Origin of the sequence: Paenibacillus enshidis (assembly GCF_042136365.1) — a bacterium.
In the GTDB taxonomy this organism is placed as follows: domain Bacteria; phylum Bacillota; class Bacilli; order Paenibacillales; family Paenibacillaceae; genus Paenibacillus; species Paenibacillus enshidis.
This window is the reverse complement of record NZ_JBHHMI010000021.1, coordinates 52,200-65,766: the sequence shown is the minus strand read 5'-3', so window position 1 is coordinate 65,766 and position 13,567 is coordinate 52,200. Positions and strand designations below refer to the sequence as shown.

11 protein-coding genes and 2 tRNA genes are annotated in these 13,567 nt (G+C 49.5%); 9 read left to right on the top strand and 4 right to left on the bottom strand.

Translation table 11 applies throughout. The annotated features are described in order from the left end of the window. Window positions 1-111: 111 nt before the first annotated feature. Window positions 112-185, top strand: a tRNA-Pro gene (locus tag ACE41H_RS19315). A gap of 9 nt (window positions 186-194) precedes the next feature. Beyond that, window positions 195-265: transfer RNA gene (locus tag ACE41H_RS19310), tRNA-Gly, on the top strand. Window positions 266-361: 96 nt separating this feature from the next. On the opposite strand, the gene ACE41H_RS19305 is transcribed toward ACE41H_RS19310, so the two are convergent. The 3 genes from ACE41H_RS19305 to ACE41H_RS19295 form a co-directional block, all read right to left on the bottom strand. After that, a complete protein-coding gene (locus ACE41H_RS19305) occupies window positions 362-1,465 on the bottom strand; it encodes a PAS domain-containing sensor histidine kinase (RefSeq protein WP_375357207.1) in 1,104 nt (367 codons plus the stop codon). Continuing rightward, entirely contained in the window at window positions 1,458-2,111 is a 654-nt protein-coding gene (locus ACE41H_RS19300; protein WP_375357206.1) for a response regulator transcription factor, read from the bottom strand. Before ACE41H_RS19300 ends, ACE41H_RS19305 begins: the two co-directional genes overlap by 8 nt. A 131-nt stretch (window positions 2,112-2,242) precedes the next feature. Then, window positions 2,243-2,677, bottom strand: a complete 435-nt coding sequence (locus ACE41H_RS19295) for a GAF domain-containing protein (RefSeq protein WP_375357205.1) — start codon at window positions 2,675-2,677, stop codon at window positions 2,243-2,245. 310 nt (window positions 2,678-2,987) lie between these two features. On the opposite strand from ACE41H_RS19295, the gene ACE41H_RS19290 reads away from it, so the two are divergent. Beyond that, entirely contained in the window at window positions 2,988-3,734 is a 747-nt protein-coding gene (locus tag ACE41H_RS19290) for a Crp/Fnr family transcriptional regulator (protein ID WP_375357204.1), read from the top strand. Between the two features lie 54 nt (window positions 3,735-3,788). Here ACE41H_RS19290 and ACE41H_RS19285 read toward each other — a convergent pair whose 3' ends face one another. Next, window positions 3,789-3,938, bottom strand: a complete 150-nt coding sequence (locus ACE41H_RS19285; RefSeq protein ID WP_355325765.1) for a hypothetical protein — start codon at window positions 3,936-3,938, stop codon at window positions 3,789-3,791. 298 nt (window positions 3,939-4,236) lie between these two features. On the opposite strand from ACE41H_RS19285, the gene ACE41H_RS19280 reads away from it, so the two are divergent. The 6 genes from ACE41H_RS19280 to ACE41H_RS19255 all read left to right on the top strand — a co-directional run bounded on the left by ACE41H_RS19280 (window position 4,237) and on the right by ACE41H_RS19255 (window position 13,474). Continuing rightward, window positions 4,237-5,580 (top strand): sugar ABC transporter substrate-binding protein, encoded by a 1,344-nt coding sequence (locus ACE41H_RS19280; RefSeq protein WP_375357203.1) that lies wholly within the window; start codon window positions 4,237-4,239, stop codon window positions 5,578-5,580. 120 nt (window positions 5,581-5,700) lie between these two features. Then, complete coding sequence (locus ACE41H_RS19275) at window positions 5,701-6,591, top strand: carbohydrate ABC transporter permease (RefSeq protein ID WP_375357202.1); 891 nt, start codon at window positions 5,701-5,703, stop codon at window positions 6,589-6,591. Window positions 6,592-6,605: 14 nt separating this feature from the next. Beyond that, window positions 6,606-7,430, top strand: a complete 825-nt coding sequence (locus tag ACE41H_RS19270; protein WP_375357201.1) for a carbohydrate ABC transporter permease — start codon at window positions 6,606-6,608, stop codon at window positions 7,428-7,430. A gap of 76 nt (window positions 7,431-7,506) precedes the next feature. Next, window positions 7,507-9,303, top strand: a complete 1,797-nt coding sequence (locus tag ACE41H_RS19265) for a cache domain-containing sensor histidine kinase (protein ID WP_375357200.1) — start codon at window positions 7,507-7,509, stop codon at window positions 9,301-9,303. Continuing rightward, window positions 9,284-10,468 carry a response regulator gene (locus ACE41H_RS19260; RefSeq protein ID WP_375357199.1) on the top strand — a complete coding sequence of 395 codons (1,185 nt, stop codon included), beginning with the start codon at window positions 9,284-9,286 and terminating at the stop codon, window positions 10,466-10,468. The genes ACE41H_RS19265 and ACE41H_RS19260 overlap by 20 nt, the downstream gene beginning before the upstream one ends. Before the next feature lie 141 nt (window positions 10,469-10,609). After that, window positions 10,610-13,474 (top strand): Ig-like domain-containing protein, encoded by a 2,865-nt coding sequence (locus ACE41H_RS19255; protein WP_375357198.1) that lies wholly within the window; start codon window positions 10,610-10,612, stop codon window positions 13,472-13,474. The last annotated feature ends 93 nt before the right edge of the window (window positions 13,475-13,567 follow it).

Genomic DNA, 13,567 nt, shown 5'->3' with positions numbered 1-13,567 from the left:
TCCCCTTAGCTCAGCTGGATAGAGCGTTTGACTACGAATCAAAAGGTCGGGAGTTCGAATCTCTCAGGGGACGCCATTATTACTTCAACGAAGTATGGTATGAATGAATAACGGGACGTAGCTCAGCTTGGTAGAGCACCTGGTTTGGGACCAGGGGGTCGCATGTTCAAATCGTGTCGTCCCGATCTTTATTTGCGGGTGTAGTTCAATGGTAGAACTCCAGCCTTCCAAGCTGGTAGCGTGGGTTCGATTCCCATCACCCGCTTTTTGTTTATTTTAGCGGATTCTTGTCACACCAGTTGTGACACCTTTAATAAGAGAGCCTGTTTCTCCGACAGAGCTCTCTCTTTTTATTTTTCCTTCAATTAGGTATATTCAGTTCAATACGGGTACCACTGCCTGATGCGGACAGAACACGAAGTCGGCCTCCGGCCCCCCGTGCACGTTCCTCCATACTGAAGAGACCTACCCCCTGCCCGGTATCACCAGGTTCAAATCCATTCCCTTTATCCTCTATAGTTACCCAAACTTCAAACCCGCGATCCTCGACAGTTACGTTAGCTTCAGACACATCCGCATATTTTGCAATATTGGTCAAGGCTTCTTGAACAATACGGTAGATGGCAATCTCCTTCTGGATATCCAGCCGTTTACGCAGCGTACAGGTGAAATTCACTTGTATCCCGTAGTGATTGCTGTAGTTGTCAATATAAGTCCGAAGGGCGGGAACAACGCCCAAATCATCGAGTACGGAAGGTCTAAGCTCCCATGCCAGCCCCCGAATATCAGCCATGATGGCCGTGACTTGCTGACGCAGCTGCTGGATTACCGGATTGGACTGCTTGGACAGCTCATGATCCATCTGAATGGCCAAGGAGAACAGACTTTGTCCGATGCCGTCATGAAGCTCGCGGGAAAAACGCTTGCGCTCTTCCTCCTGGATTTGCATCACTTGTGTCATCATGCTCTGGAGCTCGGCTTGAACCTGCTTAAGCTCTGTAACTTCATTACGCACAGCCAGGTATTGATAGGGCCGGCCTTTGTCGTCCGTTATGGGAACAATCGTGGTATTTACCCAGTAATAAGAACCGTCTTTGGCACGGTTGCGTATCTCTCCCCGCCATACATTTCCCGAGGAGATCGTTCTCCATAAATTTTGCATAAATTCGGAGGAATGATGGCCGGAGTTAATAATTCGGTGATCCTTGCCGATCAGTTCACCCCGGGCATACTTGGATATTTCGCAAAATTTATCATTCACATACTGAATCGTCCCTTTGCGGTCAGTCACCGCGACAATGGACGATTCATCAAGGGCAAACTTCAGATCGGACAGCTGGAGCAAAGAGTAGCGCAAAGCCTCGCGGAATTCTTCATCCGGAATATGCTCATCCAGCAGCTCAATGAGGGATACAGCCTGCTCTCCGATCGTTTGATGAAAAATCCATTTGTGATGGTTATTCATAATTCAGGAGCCCTTTCTTCATGGCAAATTTCACAAGCTCCGGTCGGGTTCTTAGATTAAGCTTTTCCATCAGGTTGCTTTTATGCGACTCTACGGTCTTGACGCTGATTATGAGATGCTCGGCAATTTCCTTATTGGAGTAGCCTTTGGCGACCCACGATAAGATTTCTTTTTCCCGCTCAGATAAAGATTCATAAGGACCTGAACCGCCGTCCTGCTTCAGCTTATCCAGATATTCGCTCATGAGGCGTTTGGTAGCATTGGCATACAGGTAAGCATTTCCTTGGGCAACCGATTGGATGGCGGTGATCAATTCTTCGTGAGGCGCACTTTTCAGGATGTATCCGGAAGCTCCTGCTTGAATGGCACGGAACAGATATTCATCATCATCATGCATGGTCAAAATGAGAACCTCGATATCAGGCAGCTGCTTCTTCAGCTCTGTTGTGGCTGTCAGACCATCCTTGCCAGGGGGCATACTGAAATCCATCAATACGACATCCGGATGTAATTCAAGCGCTTTCGCTATAGCTTCATCCCCGTCGGCGGCATCTCCGATGACGCTAATATCATGCTTTCCGTCCAATAATGCAATCAGGCCGGACCGGACAACCACATGGTCATCAACAACAAGTATACGAACCAAAATATCCCTCCGTAGGCGATGTATCGCGTGTATGACCTCATCATAGCAAAAAGAAAGGAAACCTATCAATGCAGAATTCCTTTCTAAAAGCCCCGTTAGGAATGAATACAGGCAAAAACAACCAGGACAGGTCAAAACTTCAGGGTGCCAAGCCGCCGGGCAGTCTGCTCCACCAAAGCAGTATCATGGGGAACAAAGCTGTAGGTATTCCGATGTCCGACCAAGACCACACCTTTGGGAATATCGTCCGCGCCGAAAATAGGAGCCACAAAGGCGGAATGAAGCTGTTCCGCAAGCATTAATGCAGAGTCCTGCCTTAAACGGTAGGTATCCCTTAAGAGAGGATTAGCCTCTATGGAACGTCCAAGTCTCGCGGCCATGCCTGATAAGCCGTGTCCGGTCTTAAAGGAAATTCGCTGGTAACGGTCATTGCGATTTCCGGAGATATAACGCCAGCGGAAAAAATTATGCGCCGAATGAATCCAGGCTACCGCAGCCACATCACACGAAATCAGCGCACGCAGAGAGTCAAGCTCACGCTTGACTTCCAGCAAAAGATCGTTCATGACTAAAGCACTTCCTTTACGAGGTGAAAAGCAAGTATTTTCGATCTATCTTCAGAGTGTAAAACCCCTTCAGTCCAAAATTAGGTAGGGGAACTCCCCTACTGGTGCAGCGATGCGGCATGGAGGTCTGAAATCTTAAAATATTGTTGTAGTATTAGGGAAAATATCATATTCTCACCCAAACTGTAGTGATTTTTATCACACATACTCAGGGTCATGGAATGGGGAAAATCAGGTAATTTCCTGATAACGCAAATTCGTGAATTATACTATGATTAGAATATGAGAAAGACGTGAAGGGGAGATGAGCATGGCTTCATTATATATGGCAAAACTGGCAGGATCGGCACAGGCGGAACGTACGGGAATCAATTTATTTTTGACGGAAGAGCATATTGAATTGCTTAAAAGTATTATGACCTGGAAGAAGGTTAAGGCGGGAGTCAGTCTTTTTATGGAGGGAGAGGCAGCGGGACAGCTTTACTATATTCACTCAGGACGGGTCAAATTGCACAAATCAACGGAAGACGGTAAAGAGCTTTTACTGACCATACAACGCAGGGGTGACCTGATCGGCGAATTCGGCGGCTTGGGCGGGGAAGAGCATAACTACACGGCAGAAACGGCGGACACATGCGAAATCGGTGTCATTCAAGGCAAGGAACTGGAAGGGCTCTTGACGAGGCACGGAGATATGGCTGTGCAATTTATAAAATGGTTCGGTCTCAAACAGCGGATTATGGAATCCCGTTTCAGGGATTTGCTGCTGTATGGAAAAACCGGCGCTTTGGCTTCGACCTTGATCCGCGCATCGAATACGTGTGGAATCAAAAACGAGGATGGGATTTTGCTGAACATCAAGCTGAATCATACGGAGATTGGAGAAATGATTGGCGCGACTCGTGAGAGTGTCAATCGGATGCTTACCTCGCTCAAAGAACAGGGCGCGATTGAGATGAAGGAAGGGAAAATCAATATTTTGCGGATGGAGGATTTACGCTTTATGTGTGGCTGCCCTGAGGAGGGACACTGCCCTGATGAAATATGCCGTTTGTAAGAAGAAAAAAGGCTAATCAAGGAGCAAATCCCGGATTAGCTTTCTTAATTTATTCTAGGCCTGTTGTGATGTATGCTGCAGCAAGCCTTGCAGTTTACGCCGAATTTCCTTCTGCCATTTCTCATCCTGAACTTTAACAGCAAGATTCAGAAGGTCCAAGTAATCATCAATATGCAGAGAGGTCTTTTGAAGAGCTGCGTTCACCAGGTTCCTTCCCCCTTAGGAATTACACATTATTTATAAACTCAATAATGATAATCATTATCACGAAATCAATTTAAACCTATTATGCCGATTATTCAGAAGAAAAGCAAGTGATTTGCAGGAATTGCATGAAAAAAAACCCCCTTAAAAAAACAAACCTCACTTCCTAAGTTCGCACATTGTTCACGTCCTTGAATTGGAAGATAATAACCATATCACCTTATGGAATTTACAAAAAGTTCTTTATGCAAACGGCAAGAAAATGCTTAATTCATTTATTTAAGGAGGAAAAAGGGTCATGCGTACAGGAAAAATGAAAGCGTTTGCCTTGACGATGGCAGGCGCAATGATCTTCATGCTGGCGGCATGCGGCGGCGGGCAGGAAGGCGGTGGAACTACCGATAATTCCAGCAGCAGCGGCGGCGGAGAAAAAAGCGGGGAACAGGTTACGATTACATTCCAGAACATTTATCCCGATCCGACGACTCCAGCACATAAAATGATGAACCAGCTTGTGGAGCAGTATGAAAAGGATCACCCGAACATTAAGATTGAGCTCGACTCCCTGAATACAGACCAGCAGAAGCTGAAGCTGAAAACACAGGCTGCTTCCAAAGAGGTTCCGGATATTACCATCGTGAACCCGGCGGCTCAGATGAAGCCCTTCGTTGACGCCGGATTGTTGGCACCGCTTAATGACGTGGTGGACCGCGACAATCTGAAGGATAAATTCCAGGACGGTTTGCTGAACTATTACAGCTTCGATAGCAACGTATACGCGCTTCCTGACGGCAATAACATCGAAGTCGTGTACTACAACAAGGCTCTGTTCGAGCAAGCCGGCATTAAGGAAACGCCAAAAACATTTGATGAGCTGCTTGAAGTTGTCAAGACTTTGAAAGCCAAAGGCATTACCCCGATCGCGATCGGTGAGAAGGACTCCTGGACAGGCTCGCTGTTGTTCATGAACATCCTGCTTCGCACCAACGGCGGCCCTGGCTTCTTGCAGGACGTCATTGACGGCAAGAAAACGTTCAATGATCCCGCATTTACGGAAGCTGTAGCAGCGTTCCAGGAGCTGGTGAAAGCCGGAGCATTCCCGGATGGAGCAACTTCGATCGATTACAATGCTGGCGGCAACATTTTCAAAACAGGCAAAGCGGCCATGTACATCATGGGCACCTGGGAGACCGGAGCTATTGACTCGTCCTCTGTAGCGGATCAGGTAGCCGCATTCCAGTTCCCTACGGTGAACGGCAAAGGTGATGTCAACGAATATATTATTGCGCCAGGCAGCGCCTTTGCGATTTCCGCGAACAGCGAGCACCTGGAAGAAACCAAAAACTTCCTGCATTATTTTATGACCGAAATGCCTAAAGTTAAGTTTGAGCTTAAGGACGCAGTAGGCAGCGGCCACAAAATTGAAGGCGACTTTAAAGCAGCAGGCTATTCGGAGCTCGCCGTCGGTCTCAACGAGCTGTTCAAAAATATTAAGGGCGGAGATCTGGCCTTCGATAATACGATGAACCCTGCAGTCGCCCAGGCGCATCTGAGCAGCATTCAAAATCTGTTCGTCACGGATGCAGACCCGGCCCAGGTAGCGCAGGAGCACCAGGCTGCCTTTGAAGCCAATCCGCAATAACAGAATGGCCCGGCCAGCGGCAGGGAGGGAGCCTTCCGGTTCCTTCCCTGCTTTTAGGATCGGCAAAAAAAGCTCTGCAATAGAGGATAGAGTAAGAGATACAGATAAAGGAGGAGAACCATGAATGTATTAAAAGTGCGGGCCGGCACCATTGCGGTATTCGTGTTGCCTTGTCTGCTGCTTTACGTTTGTATGGTGTTCATACCGATTCTCGTGTCCATTTACAGCGGCCTGCTGGATTGGAACGGAATCTCGGATGCGAAGTTTGTAGGTGTGGCTAATTACCAGAAATTTTTGACCGATGATCCATTGTTCTGGCCTTCCGTGAAGCGCACGATTATGTTTGCCGTGTTTTCAATGCTTGAAATTCCAGTCTGTCTGCTGATTGCGATCTTGTTGAACCGGTACGTGCGAAAATCCAATACCCTCGTCACCATCTACTTTCTGCCTGTCATCCTGTCTGTCGTTATCATCGGCCAACTGTGGAAAACGATTTACAATCCTGCTTCGATGGGCGGCATGCTGAACGGAGTTCTCACGTCATTAGGACTTGAAGCATGGACCCGGAACTGGCTGACTGAGCCTGATATTGCCATCTATTCACTCTTCTTCGTAGCCCTGTGGCAGTATTTCGGGTATCATCTGCTGATTCAGTTTACAGGTGTGCAGAACATTCCCAACGAGCTGTATGAGGCGGCCAAAATTGACGGAGCCGAAGGCTTCAAGGCCGACCGTTATGTCACGCTGCCGCTGATCGTCCCGATTTTTAAAATCTCCATCGTTCTGGCCTTTATCGGCTCACTGCAGTCCTTCGATCTGATCTGGGTCATGACAGGCGGCGGTCCGGCTCATGCCACAGACACCGTGGCCACCTATATGTACGGCATGTCCTTCCTGTCGATGAAATATGGATACGGCAGCGCCCTGGCATCCTTCCTGGTCGTTTTCTGCCTTGTATTTACAGTCATCATAAATTTTGTTTTCAAACGAATCGAGAATAAGGTAAACTAAGGAGGCCGGAGCCGATGAAAACGTTAAAAAAGTCAATCGTATATGTTGTGCTTGCGGTCCTCGTCGTTACGCAGGTGTATCCGCTGTTTTGGCTGTTGACGTATTCGCTGAAGACCAATGAGGAGATTCTGGGCGGTAGCTTCTTTGCTCTTCCCGAAACACCACGTTGGAGTAATTATCAAGAGGCTTTTGAATCAGGCAGCTACCTGCAGTACCTGTCCAACAGTGTGTTTGTTACCGGAGTGACGATGATCTGCGTCATTCTGCTCAGCTCCATGACAGCTTATGCGATCACACGCTTCCGCTGGCGTTATGGCGGAATTGTTATGCTGGTGTTTCTCGTAGGCATGATGATCCCGATGCAGGCTACACTGCTGCCCTTAATGGTCATTTTTAAAAATGTAAATATCCTGAACACCCATTTGTCATTGATTCTGCCCTACGTTGCGTTCCAGACTCCAATCGCGGTGTTCATCCTCAGTGGTTTTATGAGGTCTATTCCTCATGAGATTGAAGAGTCGGCTTATATGGATGGGGCGAACATATACCGGATTTTCCGGAGCATCATTCTGCCGATCTCTATACCGCCGGTCATGACGGTCTGCATTCTGACGTTCATTAATATCTGGAATGAATACATCATGGCAGCTACGTTTATTTCCTCAGAAAAGCTAAAAACGCTGCCATTCGGTATCTATACGTTTGTCAGCCAATATACCGTTAATTACGGCAACATCGGCGCGTATCTCGTGATGGGGGCGCTTCCGGTCATCATCATTTATTTCCTGCTCTCCGAACGGATTACCAAAGGTATGGTTGCCGGCGCGGTGAAGGGCTGAATCAGGCTTGTCCAGCACATGGCCAGCACGAAGAGGGGCAGATGGGACAAACGAGACGAAAGGAGCGTATATACGTTTGCAGCGCCGTTTTCAATCCATTCATCATCGGATGTTCATTCTGTTTCTCTTCTGCATGTCAGGCATTGTGCTGGCGGTAAGCCTGCTGTTCTACAACCGGACCACCGTGCAATTCCATGACAAAATCAGCGATCTGGCCCGCAAGAACGTGTCCCAGACGGCAGGGCTATTCGATTTGCTGCTGAACGGCTATAACAGTCTGACCAAATCCATTACCAATAACCTGGACCTTGTCCGGCTGCTCGGTACGGAAACCGCTTATCAGCCAGAGGCAGTTGCTTATATTAATGAGCGCACAATTACCAATATTCTGGGCGCTATTTATTATTCGCGGGAAGATCTGATAGGCATTCATGTCTTGAAGGACAACGGCAAGGTATATAATTACGGCAACTACATGAATGTTATAGATCCGGAATACATGCATGCGGAATGGTATAAGGAAATCAAGAAATCCGCAGGCAAAATTGCCTGGCTGGGCGTCTATCCCCATTCGGTTATTGACCAGATGGAGAAGAGGCCTGTTTTTGCATTCGGGCGTCAGCTCTATGATCTGGATGAACATAAGCCAATCGGTATCGTGCTGATTGAGGCGGAGCCGAAGTCGATACTGGCTGCCCTCCATAATCTGCGTCTAGGCCCGAACAGTGAGGTTTACCTGATGGGCCAGGGGGGACGGATCGTCTCGTCAACCTCCGTTAACCCTCCCCCGTCCCTTGAAAGCCTGGAGGCGGCCGGCGGAGACGACATCATCGTGGAACGGAGCGACCAGCAGGTCGTCATTGCTTCCCGGCTTCCTTATGCCGACTGGTCCGTGATCAGTGTAACTCCAAATCGGGATTTGAATGTCGAACTGGCTCAGACGCAGCGCTTTCTGCTGATTGTCGCCCCTGTTCTGATTATTCTGTCCGCACTTATTGCCCTGGTGGTGTCCAGAAGCATATCTCAGCCTCTGAAGCGGCTGATTCGTGAAATGAAGCTGGTCGAGACAGGCAATTTCCGGCGGCGGCTGGAGGTCACCTCCTATCAGGAAGTCAATCAATTGGTAGATTCCTTTAACCATATGGTCGGGCGGATCGAGGAGCTGATCGAACTGGTCAAAATATCTTCGGTCAGTGAGAAGAACGCAGAGCTGCACGCCCTGCAAACCCAGGTAAATCCCCATTTTTTATACAATACGCTTGATATGATCTACTGGCTGCTCGATGAGAAGGGGCAGGATCAGCTCGGTGAGGTCGTGCTGGCCTTGTCCCATCTGTTCCGCTACAGCAGCCATTGGGAAGAGGGAGCGGAGGTGACCCTGCGGGAGGAAGTAGAGCAGATGGGGCATTATCTGACGATTATTCAAGCCCGTCTGGAGGGCAGGGTTACCGTGCTCATGGAGATCAGCGAGCGCTGGATGGATATCCGTATTCCCAAAATGACGCTCCAGCCTTTGATTGAGAATGCGGTCAAGCATGGCCTTGAGCCGCTGGAGCTGAGTGTGCGCGGGGAACTGCATGTCCGTGCCGAGGAAGCGGGGCATACGCTGCGACTGACCATTGCCGACAATGGTGTCGGCATCACCTCGGAGCGTTTAATCGATGTCCGGTACGCGCTGGCTAATCCGGGCAAACAGAGCATCAGCGGCAGATCCGGCCATATCGGCCTACAGAATCTGCAAATGCGTCTGCATCATATGTTCGGCAAGGAATTTGGGCTTGGTATCGCAGGAAAACCCGGGAAAGGAACTGTAATCACCGTAACCATTCCGCTTCCAAAGGAGAGGAAAAGCGATGAATATACTGATAGCTGATGACGAGCATACGATCCGCCAGGGGATTGGGCGCACCCTTCACCAGGCCTGGCCGGACAGCCGTATTTATGCGGCCGCTTCCACGGAGGAAGCAGCGGGTATTCTGACTGAGCATCCGGTGGATATTGTGCTCACCGATATCCTGATGCCGGGTATGGACGGTCTTGAGTTTATGCGGATCTCCAAGCGCAAGCACCCGCATTTGCAGTGGGTGGTCATTTCCGCGCACTCGGAATTTCAATATGCCCAGAAGGCGGTACGACTTGGCGCAAAGGATTATCTGCTGAAGCCGATCGGCAAAAAAAAGCTGCTGGAGTGTGTGGAGACGCTGGCAGGAGAAGTGCAGGCCGAATCTGAGCGAATGAAGGAAGGCAAGCTGCTGAAATCCAGTCTGGGCTACCTGAGGGAAGCCGTATTTCAGCGCTACGCGCTCGGTCTGGATACGGGCAAGCTGGATATTCGCCCTTTCGTGGAGAATTACCCGCAATTCCACCTTTTTATGGTTGGGATGGAGGCAGTGCAGCGAAAGAATCATCTGGAGCATTTTATTGTTGAAAATGTGCTCTCTGAGCTGCTGGACACGGCCGGTCATGGCTTTGTCGTCAGCCTGGACCGGTATAGCCTGCTCGGCATTGCCCGCCTTCAGGATGAATCGGAAGCAAGCAGGCTGGTCGGCCAGGTGAAGGAGCATTTGCGGCGATATTTGAAGCTGCCCTTTCAGGCGGCGGTTTCCGGACCGCACCATGATTTTGCGGGCATTCCCGATGCGGTTGCGGCGCTGCGCAGTTCATTGGAGGGCAGTCTGGTATCCGGCGGAGATGAATCTCTGAAGGAGGGGATTCATACGGTAGATGTGGCACTGCAATATATTCGTGCCCACTATACAGAGGATTTGTCTCTTGAGGGAGTAGCATCGGTCGTATTCCTGAATCCCGTCTATTTCAGCCAGCTGTTCAAACAAAAGACCGGCCAGGGCTACAAGGATTATGTCATCAGCCTGCGCATGGAGCAGGCCAAAAAGCTGCTGCTTGATCCCCAGCTGAAGCTGGCCGACATTGCCGACCGGATCGGATATCATGATGTCAGGCATTTTACACAGGTGTTTCGCCGCAAGTGCGGCATGACTCCGACGGAATACAGATTGGGTATGAAAGCAGGCGGGTGATTTCGGCTAAGTCTTGAATGAGTTCATTTATGCCATAATTGAAGTCAAAATAGGACTAAAGTATCTTAATTTCTTCCCAGCATCTACCGATATATGAACTTATGAAGTTTAAAGAATAAACATATATCGGAGGTAAATCATTTGAGGAACCGTTTGACCAAACCGCTCGCGATCATGCTGACCTTCCTGCTGTTGATCGTTGGTGCCGCACCGGCATGGGCTGCAAGTACAACTGTTTCGAAAATTGTTCTCTCAGCGAACAGCGCCCAGCTGATGGTTGGCGAGACGTTAAAGCTGAACGCTACAGCCGTATATAGCGATGCCAAAACCTCGGACGTAACGATTAATGCTGATTGGACAAGTGACGACACTTCCATTGCTTCCGTATATAACGGTACAGTTACCGCGAAGTCGGTAGGAACGGCAACGATCGTTGCCATTTTCAAGGACGGGGACGGCAAAGCATTTTCCCAATCGGCTTCCATTACAGTCACCAAGAACGTAAAAGCTTTGACCGCAGATGTAACGAGCCTGAATATTCGCAAGGGAGCATCTGAACAAATTGCACTTACAGCCACTTACAGTGATAATACGACAGACAATAAGGTGGCTAATCAGGCGGAATGGACATCCAGCAACGCCGCTGTCGCTACGGTCGTGAATGGCGCAGTGACCGGTATTGGGGCCGGTAAGGCAACCATTACCGGCGTATACGGCAAGCAGACCGTTTCGGTAGAGGTAACTGTGGATGTGGTGAAGCGCATTACGCCAAGCACCACGGATGTCTCCCTTTTGCTTAGCGAGGGTCCGGAGACAGTTACGTTGACTGCTACTTTTCCTGACGGAACAACCGAGGACGTAACGGCCGCTGCCGAGTGGTCCTCCAGTGATGAAGCGGTGGCCGATGTGCTGAAAGGCAGCATTACACCTTATAAACAGGGGACCGCAGTCATTACAGCCGAGTACGGAACAAAGACAGCCACCATCAACGTAACGGTCGAGAAAACAAGCAAGCTGACCGTAGACAATGAGGATCTGTTCCTCGGGATTGGCGGAGAGAAGCAGCTTAAATTGACCGCATCTTATCCTGAGGCCGCGGCCAAGGATGTTACCGCTGACGCTCAGTGGACATCGAGTGATGAGAGCATTGCCAGCGTGTATAAGGGCAAGGTCACAGCCAACAAAGCAGGATTAGCCACGATCACTGCCAAATATGGCGATAAAACGGCAACGGTCAAGGTAAGTGTGGAGGTTGCCCGCTATCTTGACTTTAGTCAGAGCCAGGCCATTCTTGATTCCGTTGGCGGGAAGCAGCAGCTGGAGCTGACCGCGACATTTGCGGACGGTACCCGTAAAAATGTGACAGCAAGCGCTTCTTACTTGTCCAGCAGCCCGTCCGTAGCAGATGTGAAAGACGGCTTCGTGATCGGGTATAGTGCAGGGACGACGACAATTACTGCAAGCTATGGCACACAGACGGCAACCCTGCCTGTAAAGGTGGGCCAAGTCAACACGCTGAGCGTGGACAAGTCCGAAGTCTATCTGGCTGTCAAAGGCACCCACCAGCCTGTATTGAAGGATGAAAACGAAACCGATGTTACAAGCCAGGCCACCTGGACATCGAGCAACGAAGCGGTTGCCTCTGTGTCCGACGGTGGACTGATTACGGCATATAGCTCCGGGACCGCCAAGATTACAGCGACATATGGCGGTAAAACGGCTACCATCACCGTCAATGTGGAGACAGCATCCCATTTGGACATCGGCAGCTCGAAAATTTCCATGTCCGAGAACGGGCAGGCGGTTCAATTGACAGCCAAGGTAACTTATACAGACGGATCGACGGAAATTGTAACCGATAGTACAACCTGGACATCCGATAATGACAGTATTGTATATGTGAACCAAGGCAAGCTGACGGCTTACAAAAAAGGAACTGCGATCATTACCGCAACCTACAACGGCAAAACAGCCACAGTTACCGTCACAGTTGGCGAACCTGCGAAGCTGGAAGTGAAATCCAAATCACTCGTTCTCGATATTGATGATACGTACCAGCAACAGCTCACGGTAACTTATAAAGATGGAACAACGGAAGATGTGACCAATGAAGCGGAATGGACCACAAGCAGCGCTAAAGCTGCGACAGTTGATTCTTCAGGCTTGATCACAGGCATGGCCGAGGGTGAAGCCACTGTAACGGCTACCTATGGAAGTCTGAAAGCGACCGTTAAAGTAGAAGTAGGGCTTGCTAGTGAGCTTGAGGCTGATAAATTTCTGATCGTCATGTCGGCTGGAGACGACCCCCAGCTGATTACGCTCACAGCAACGAATTCGAAGGGCGATACAAGAAATGTAACGAAAGACGCGGAATGGTCTTCAAGCAGTGCGGCGATTGCTTCCGTCAAGAACGGTAATGTCACCGCATATAAAAAAGGCAAAGCAAATATTACAGCAAAATATGGCGGTCAAAAGGTAACCATAACGGTTTACGTAGACACGGCCACAAAAATATCAGCATCCGAAGTTACCCTTTCACTGAAAACGGGTGAAACGGATAATATTAAAGTTACAGCCACGCTAAGCGACGGTTCGACAATCGACGTAACGGACAAAGCCGAATGGACAACAGGCAGCTACAAGGTAGCCACCGTGAAGGGCGGCACCGTAACGGCAACCGGATACGGCAAGACCAGTATTACGGCAAAATACGGTGGTAAAACGGTCAAAGTGCCAGTTACGGTGGATGCGCTGAAATACCTTGAGACCAGCGAGGTATTGTTGAACCTTACTGTCGGCCAGCAGGTGCAACTGGCCGGAACGGCTACGTATGTGGACGGCACAGAGGGGGATGTAACGAAAAAAGGAGTGTGGACCTCCTCCAGAATTCTGGTGGCTACAGCCAAAGACGGAGTGATTAAAGGCATCAGCAAAGGGAAAACCAACATCACGCTGAAGTTTGCCGGCAAGACAGCCAAGGTTGTTGTCAATGTAACAGAAAAATAATGGGTTTATGAGCAGAAAGGCCGCTCCCGGTGAAACGGGAGCGGCCTTTTTCCGTTATATTGCACGATGGCGGGCGTTGTACGTTGCTAAACG